The following is an 8,246-nucleotide window of genomic DNA, read 5'->3' as shown; positions in this document are numbered from 1 at the left end:
CGCTGACGAGAATGACGTCCGCCCGGCCCTTGGCGACGCCGGCCGCGATCGTGCCGACGCGACCTCGGATACGAGCTTGACGTTGATGCGGGCGCGCGGGTTGGCGTTCTTGAGATCATGGATCAGCTCCGCAAGATCCTCGATGGAGTAGATGTCATGATGCGGCGGCGGCGAGATGAGGCCGACGCCCGGAGTAGAGCCGCGAACCTCGGCGACCCACGGATAAACCTTGCGTCCCGGGAGCTGTCCGCCCTCGCCCGGCTTGGCGCCCTGCGCCATCTTGATCTGGATCTCGTCGGCGTTGACCAGATAGTTGCTCGTCACGCCAAAGCGGCCCGAAGCGACCTGCTTGATCGCGCTCCGCCTCGAATCTCCGTTGGCATCCGGAATGAAGCGCGCCGGATCTTCGCCGCCCTCGCCCGTATTGGACTTGCCGCCGATGCGGTTCATCGCGATGGCCAGGCTCTCATGCGCTTCCTTGCTGATGGAGCCGAAGGACATCGCGCCGGATTTGAAGCGGCTCATGATCTTCTCTACGGATTCGACTTCCTCGATCGGCACCGGGGTGCGGTCCTTCTTGAAGTCCAGCAGCGAGCGCAGCGTCAGGAACTTGCGGTCCTCGCCCTGCACGAGCTCCGAGAATTTCTTGTACAGCTTGTAGTCGTTCGAGCGGGAAGCCATCTGCAGCGTATGGATCGTCTGCGGGCTGAACAGATGGTCCTCCCCGTCCTTGCGCCACTGGTACTCGCCGCCGGAGTCGAGCTCCTTCTCGGCGCCCTCCTGCTCGGCGTAGGCGCGGTTGTGGTGCTTGAGCGTTTCCTCGGCGATGATGTCCAGGCCGATGCCGCCTATGCGCGATGGCGTCCAGGTGAAGTACTTGTCGACGAGTTCCTCGTTCAGGCCGACCGCCTCGAAAATCTGGGCTCCGCGGTAGGATTGGATCGTCGAGATGCCCATCTTGGACAGAATCTTCAGAACGCCCTTGGTCGCGGCCTTGATGAAGTTCTTGACGGCCTTCTCATGCGTAACGCCGCGCAGCATGCCCTGGCGGATCATGTCGTCGAGCGTCTCGAACGCCAGGTACGGATTGATCGCGCTCACGCCGTAGCCGAGCAGCAGCGCGAAGTGATGCACCTCGCGCGGCTCGCCGGATTCCAGCAGCAGGCTGACGCGGGTACGCGTGCCGTTGCGGATGAGATGGTGATGCAGGCAGGACACCGCAAGCAGCGCCGGGATCGGGCAGTTGTCGCGATCCGAGCCGAAGTCGGACAATATGAGGACGTTGTGGCCCTTGGCGATGACGCGGTCAGCCGCTTCGCACATCGTGTCGAGCGCCTTGCGCAGCCCTTCCTCTCCGCCGTCGGCAGGGAAGAAGATCGGCAGCGTGATGGACTTGAAGCCGGGGCGGCGCACATGGCGCAGCTTGGCGAAGTCCTCGTTGGAGAGGATCGGCGACTCCAGACGGATCTGGCGCGCGCTCTCCGGCTCCGGCTTCAGCAGGTTGCGCTCCGGACCGAGCGAGGTGCCGGTCGCGGTGATGATCTCCTCGCGAATGGCGTCGATCGGCGGATTGGTGACCTGGGCGAACAATTGCTTGAAGTAACTGTAGAGACGCTGCGGTCGTTCGGACAGAATAGCCAGCGGAGCGTCGTAGCCCATCGAGCCGATCGGCTCTACGCCGCTCGAAGCCATCGGCTCCAGAACCTTGCGCAAATCCTCGAACGTATAGCCGAACGATTGCTGGCGCTGCTGCACCGTCGCATGCTCGAGCTCCGGCAGCTCCGGGGCATCCGGCAGATCGACGAGGCTGATGAGGTTGTCGTCGAGCCATTCGCGGTACGGGTTCTCCGCAATGATGCCCGCCTTGACCTCTTCGTCGGAGATGATCCGGCCTTCCTTGGTATCGACGAGCAGCATGCGGCCTGGACGAAGGCGGTCCTTATAAAGGATATTCTCCGGCTCTACGTGCACGGTGCCCGCTTCGGAGCCGAGGATGATGACATCGTCCTTGGTCACGTAGTAGCGCGCCGGACGAAGGCCGTTGCGGTCGAGAATCGCTCCGATCTGAGTGCCGTCCGTGAACCCCATCGCGGCAGGGCCGTCCCACGGCTCCATCAGGCAGCTGTGGTATTCGTAGAACGCTTTTTTGTCGTCGCTCATGTCCTCGTGGTTGGACCAAGGCTCCGGCACCATCATCATCGCCGCATGCGGCAGGGAGCGGCCGGCCAGGTACAGGAACTCCAGCGTATTGTCGAACATGGCCGTATCGGAGCCGTCCGGATTGATGATCGGCTTGATCTTGTCGAGATCCTCTCCGAACAGCTCGGAGGCGAACAGAGACTGGCGGGCATGCATCCAGTTGACGTTGCCGCGCAGCGTGTTGATCTCGCCGTTGTGGATCAGGTAGCGGTACGGGTGGGCGCGCTCCCAGCTCGGGAACGTGTTCGTGCTGAAGCGGGAGTGGACGAGCGCAAGCGCCGTCTCCATCGCTTCGTCATTGAGCTCCACATAGAAGGAGCGGACCTGCTCCGTCGTCAGCATGCCTTTGTACACGATCTTCTTGCTGGAGAGGGACGGGAAATAGAACATGTCTCCGCCTTCTTCGCCGGCATAGCGGATCGCGAGCTCGGAGCGCTTGCGGATGACATAGAGCTTGCGCTCGAATGCCAGCTCTTCCGAGAGCTCCGCGCTGCGCGCGATGAACACCTGGCGGACGAAAGGCATCGCCTTGCGGGCCGATTCTCCGAGCAACTCGTCGTTGGTCGGCACGGTGCGCCAGCCGAGCAGCGACTGGCCTTCCTCGGCGATGATCGTCTCCAGCTTGTTCTCAAGCCGCTCCCGCACGGACGGGTCCTGCGGCAGGAAGAGCATGCCGACCGCATAAGCGCCTTCAGCCGGGAGCTGGATGCCTTGGGCGGACAGCTCGCGCTTGAAGAAGCCGTGCGGAATCTGCAGCAGGATGCCTGCGCCGTCGCCGGTGTTGGGCTCGCTGCCCTGGCCGCCGCGGTGTTCCATGTTCTCCAGGACGGTGAGCGCCTGGCGTATGATGGTATGGGATGGTACTCCCTTGATGTTCGCCACAAATCCCATGCCGCAAGCGTCTTTTTCGAACTGCGGATCGTAGAGGCCTTGTTTCGGCGGCAATCCAGTCATTTTCCTGTTCATCGGATGCAACCTTTCTGTCGGAGGATAGATATAAGAACGGACAGCAGGCAGAAGGTCCTCCGTATACGGTTCGGATGAAGGCGGCCGAAATGTATAAAAATGCATACGAATTCATATTCAAGCTTGGCTGTCCAGTTGTTAACTTGGCAGAAATAATCGGTCACGGCATGGAGCTCAGGAAGCGGAAATACACTCCGGAAACGATAGTTATTCGTTGATTTTATCATCCTGAACGGGGCATATCAATGTAATTCTTTTTATAAACCTGATTATTAATATCGTTCATTATCGCCCGTACGCCTTATCAGGCAAGGGTTTGGGAGCGCCGGGCGGCCGCTTTGGCACAGTACAGCGTCGATTCTGCATTCATCGTATCACATCGCCGGTCCAGTTGGGTACAACAACTTTGAGGCAAGCCGTTTCCTCCCAATAAGATCACAGTTCATGTTAACTTTGAGTAAACAAAGACATGTATAGACATGCAAATTGTCCGAATCGGCGCCCTTTTGCGACAAATGAAAACGCTCTACCCTGACGCAGCCAGGAAGGAAGAACATTTTTATACGCTTTATGCACCTGGATGGAGATGAAAAAGCCTTCCGCCGCATAAAGGCGAAAGGCTTCAAAATAAAGGATATTCATTCCCGCTGGAATTCCGCTGGCCGCTTCCTAAAGACCGTAGTCCTTCGCCACATCCTGCAGCGTCTCCCGCGCGCGGGCCGACCAGCGCTCCAGACGCTCCAGCTCGCCGAGCGAGAGGCGCACCGCTGCAGCGAGCGATTCCTTGTAATCCGGAATCCCGCTTCCCCGGAACGGCTCCATATCGCGAAGCAGGACGAGCGCTTTCTCCCGATGCGACAAGGCGCGGCGCTCATGGAACATCGGAACGTCCGGATCGTAGGGATGATGAAGGTCTCCCTGGTCGGGATGGCGCAGCACGGCAAGCGTCTCGACCACGCAGCGAGGCGATCCGGTCTCGGCCACCCTGCCGGCGTAGGTTCCCGTTTTGTACGTGAATCGGACCAGATCTCCCTCGGAGACCGGCTGTCGTTGTTCGTTCATTTGAAATTATCCTTCCTTATATAGGGTTTCCGGATGGCGTCAAAGGCGGGTACAGCGGTTCGATCCGTCATGCCAAGAATATCGGAGAAGCAGGGCTGGATGCAACTCCCAACTCCCATGCTTGTCTTTCCTACCGCGCTCGTCGTAATATTGGGATAGAGAAAAGTAGGTGAGTGCATGCGCAAGAAAAGGGTGCTGTTGCTCTCAGAGGGGTTCGGATCCGGTCATACGCAAGCGGCTTACGCGCTCGCTGCCGGACTCAGGCAGCTGTCTCCGGATGTCCAGACACGGGTGCTCGAGCTGGGTAAATTCCTTAATCCGGTCTTGGCCCCGCTGATCATGTCCGCATACCGCAAAACCGTAGGCAAGCAGCCTAAGCTGGTCGGCATGATGTACCGCACCAATTATAAGCGTTCCTTCAACCGGTTCACGCAGCTGGCCATTCACCGGATCTTCTATACGCAGACCGAGCAGGTCATCCAGCAGCTCAAGCCGGAGATCATCGTCTGCACGCATCCGGGGCCCAATGCGGCTGTCGCACGGCTCAAAAGGCTCGGACTCGATGTGCCTTTATATACGCTGATCACCGATTATGACGCCCATGGCACCTGGGCCAGCCCGGAAGTGAACCATTATCTGGTCTCTACGCCCGTCGTCAAGCGCAAGCTGATGGAGCGGGGAATCCCGCCGGCCCGAATCGAGGTCACCGGCATACCGGTTCATCCCCAGTTCTGGCAAGCCCAGAATCAAGCGGAAGCGCAGCGGGAGCTTGGACTCAAAGCGATGCCGACCGTCCTGGTCATGGGCGGCGGATGGGGCCTGATGGAAGAAGAAGACGAGTTCATCACGTACATGACGCGATGGCGCGAGGAAGTCCAGCTGATCTTCTGCACGGGCACGAACGGAAAATCCCGCGAAGCCATGCTGGAGGATCCCCGCTTCGTCCATCCCAACATCCGCGTGCTCGGCTTCACGAAGGAGATATCCAAGCTCATGGACGCCTCCGATCTGCTCGTGACCAAGCCGGGAGGCATGACCTGCACCGAGGGCATGAGCAAAGGCATCCCGATGCTCTTCCACAAGCCGATACCCGGCCAGGAGGAAGAGAATCTGGAGTACTTCATCCGCAGCGGCTTCGGGGAGATGCTGCATTCGTCCGGCACGATCGACAAGTGGTTCCGGATGATCCAGCAGCCCTACAGCTCCGGAGAGTACAGGCAGACTCTCATGAGCAAGCGCAATCAGCAGTACGACCCCCTGGAATGCCCGACTGCCGTCTTGCGGCTGATGCATTGACGGCTCCGGCTTTCTGCTGGAACATGAACTATACACAATCCGGCTTTCTTTCTGCCGGAACATGACTACACACGCCTCCCGCTGCGGCGGAGAGGCTCACCTGAGGAGATGAGCGCATGGATAACAAAGCGTTGGATGGAAAAACAGTCATTGTCAGGCTCGAAATTGAGAGCGGTACCAATTTCAGCTCCGTCGTATCGGCGATCGAAGCCGCAGGCGGCGACGTGATCGCCATCGACGTCATTTCGACGAGCAAGGGCAGCACGACTCGCGACTTGACGGTCAAGGTCAAAGACACCGGAACGACGGAAAGGCTCGGCAAATCGCTCGGCTTGATCAACGGAATCCGCGTCATCAACACCTCCGACCGCACCTTCCTGCTCCATCTTGGCGGCAAGATCACGATCCAGCCGAAAACGCCGATCCAAAACCGCGACGATCTGTCGAGGGTTTACACGCCGGAGGTCGCCCGCGTCTGTACGGCTATCCATGAGGATCCTTCCAAAGCGTTCTCTCTGACGATCAAGCGCAACACGGTCGCCGTCGTCTCCGACGGAAGCGCTGTGCTCGGCCTCGGCAACATCGGTCCTGAAGCGGCCATGCCGGTCATGGAGGGCAAGGCGATGCTGTTCAAGCAATTCGCCGACGTCGACGCCTTCCCGATCTGCCTGGACACGCAGGATACGGAAGAGATCATCGCCGCGGTAAAAGCCATCGCGCCAGGCTTCGGCGGCATCAACCTGGAGGACATCTCCGCTCCGCGCTGCTTCGAGATCGAGGAGCGGCTGCGCGAAGAGCTGAACATTCCGGTCTTCCACGATGACCAGCACGGCACGGCTGTCGTCCTGTACGCAGGGCTGCTCAACGCTCTGCGCCTGACGGGCAAGCGGATCGAGGACGCCAAGATCGTCGTCTGCGGCATCGGCGCGGCAGGAACGGCCTGCACCAAGATGCTGCTGGCCGGCGGAGCCCGCAACGTGCTCGGCGTCGACCGCGAGGGCATTCTGACGGCGGACAAGGAGTACGCGCATCCGATGTGGAACTGGTACGCCGGCAACACCAATCCGGATCGCGTGAGCGGCGGACTGTCCGAAGCGATTGCCGGAGCGGATGTGTTCATCGGCCTGTCGGCCGGCGGCATTCTCAAGCGCCATATGGTGCAGACGATGAACGAGCAGCCGATCGTGTTCGCGATGGCCAATCCGGAGCCGGAGATTCGTCCGGAGGAAGCGGAGGACATCGTCGCCGTCTTCGCGACGGGCCGCTCCGACTATCCGAACCAGATCAACAACGTGCTGTGCTTCCCCGGCATCTTCCGCGGCGCTCTCGATTGCCGCGCAATTACGATCAACGAGGAGATGAAGCTTGCCGCGGCCGAAGCGATCGCCTCCACGGTAGGCGAAGACGAGCTGAGCCGCAGCTACATCATCCCGAGCGTGTTCAACGCCAAGGTCGTCGAGGAAGTCCGCCGCCGCGTCGTCCAGGCGGCTCGCGCCAGCGGCGTCGCCCGCCGGAATCCGAAGGACGCTCTGTAAGCCATACCGAAGCCCTGTTAGGCCGGACAGAAGGTTGTCCAGCCCGGCGGGGCTTCGTCGGTTCAGCGGAGAGAGCCGATTGGGCGGGATGTGCCTATTGGGCGGAATGAGCCGGTTGGGCGGGATGTGCCTATTGGGCGGAATGAGCCGGTTGAAGCGGAATGAGCCGGTTGAGGCGAATAAGACGATTTTTTCGGCTTATTCCGCTCGGGGGCTCCCGGTTGAGGCGAATAAGACGATTTTTTCGGCTTATTCGGCTCGGGAGCCCTCGGTTGAGGCGAATAAGACGATTTTTTCGGCTTATTCTGCTCGGGGGCTCCCGGTTGAGTGGATATATAATAAACAAGCAGGGCACCACTCCCATGGGATGGCGCCCTGCTTGTTCGTTTGTTTTAGACAGCGCTGCCGCCAAAGAGGAAGCGGAACTGCCAGTTGGATGTCGGAGATACCGTCGTGACCTGCACGCCCCCTGATTCCTTGGAGTAAGTCTGCAGGATCTTGTTGTCCCCGAGATACATGCCTACATGCGTAATGATCGACGAATCCAAAGGACCGGAGCTGTTCACCTTAGTCCCGGACGACACGAAGAACATGAGATCCCCTCTCTTGAGGGAGTTCCAGTCCGTCGTATAAGCGCCTCGATCCAACACATATTGCCCTTGTCCCCTGGAGTCCACCGGCAGTTGCAGGCTGAGCGCGTCCAGGAAGGCTTGCCGGACAAAGTCCGAACAGTCGAACGTAGACGTGTCGCTGCGGCTGGAACCGTACTCGTAAGGCGTTCCCAGATACTTGAGTCCGGCATTGATGACGGCCTCGATCTGCTCGGAGGCCTGCGGACTCAAGCTTGTCCCCGCCGATGGCGTGGAAGGCTGCGGAGTCGGTGCTGGATTCGGAGTCGGGACGGAAGGCTGCGGGCTTGGGGCGGCGCCGCCGGGGAGCGTTCCCGTAACGGAAATATATTTGGTGTCGGAGCTGACGTAACCCGTGACACCGGCCGAATCCTTGACCATGTACCAGTAGCCGTTCGGCACAGCTGTCACCTGGATCGACTCTCCGATCTTCAGGTTGCGGATCTGGTCGTAGGACGACGACGGTCCCTTGCGCAGCGTCACGGCCGCAACAGTAACGGCGTTCGGAGCGAATGCGGCGGTGCTGCCGCTTCCCGCTCCGGCGGCGGTGCTGCCGCCC

At 60.1% G+C, this 8,246-nt stretch carries 4 protein-coding genes and 1 pseudogene; 2 read left to right on the top strand and 3 right to left on the bottom strand.

Annotated elements, in window-relative coordinates:
* Both gltB and kapB read right to left on the bottom strand, forming a co-directional pair.
* Window positions 1-3,165, bottom strand: a pseudogene (gltB, locus tag BN871_RS22150) (glutamate synthase large subunit); the annotation flags it as partial.
* Between the two features lie 669 nt (window positions 3,166-3,834).
* A complete protein-coding gene (gene kapB, locus BN871_RS22145; RefSeq protein ID WP_021877327.1) occupies window positions 3,835-4,227 on the bottom strand; it encodes a sporulation phosphorelay system protein KapB in 393 nt (130 codons plus the stop codon).
* A 177-nt stretch (window positions 4,228-4,404) separates the two neighbouring features.
* On the opposite strand from kapB, the gene BN871_RS22140 reads away from it, so the two are divergent.
* Complete coding sequence (locus BN871_RS22140) at window positions 4,405-5,523, top strand: UDP-N-acetylglucosamine--LPS N-acetylglucosamine transferase (protein ID WP_048748901.1); 1,119 nt, start codon at window positions 4,405-4,407, stop codon at window positions 5,521-5,523.
* Window positions 5,524-5,639: 116 nt separating this feature from the next.
* Window positions 5,640-7,058 carry an NAD-dependent malic enzyme gene (locus BN871_RS22135; protein WP_021877324.1) on the top strand — a complete coding sequence of 473 codons (1,419 nt, stop codon included), beginning with the start codon at window positions 5,640-5,642 and terminating at the stop codon, window positions 7,056-7,058.
* Window positions 7,059-7,450: 392 nt separating this feature from the next.
* Here the strand turns inward: BN871_RS22135 and BN871_RS22130 are convergent.
* The coding region (locus BN871_RS22130) for a C40 family peptidase (protein ID WP_048748899.1) at window positions 7,451-8,246 on the bottom strand (796 nt) is incomplete at its 5' end.

The sequence above is a fragment of the Paenibacillus sp. P22 genome (assembly GCF_000469945.2).
Lineage (GTDB): Bacteria > Bacillota > Bacilli > Paenibacillales > Paenibacillaceae > Paenibacillus_O > Paenibacillus_O humicus.
Note: the sequence above shows the minus strand (reverse complement) of the source record. Positions and strands in the feature narration are given on the sequence as shown.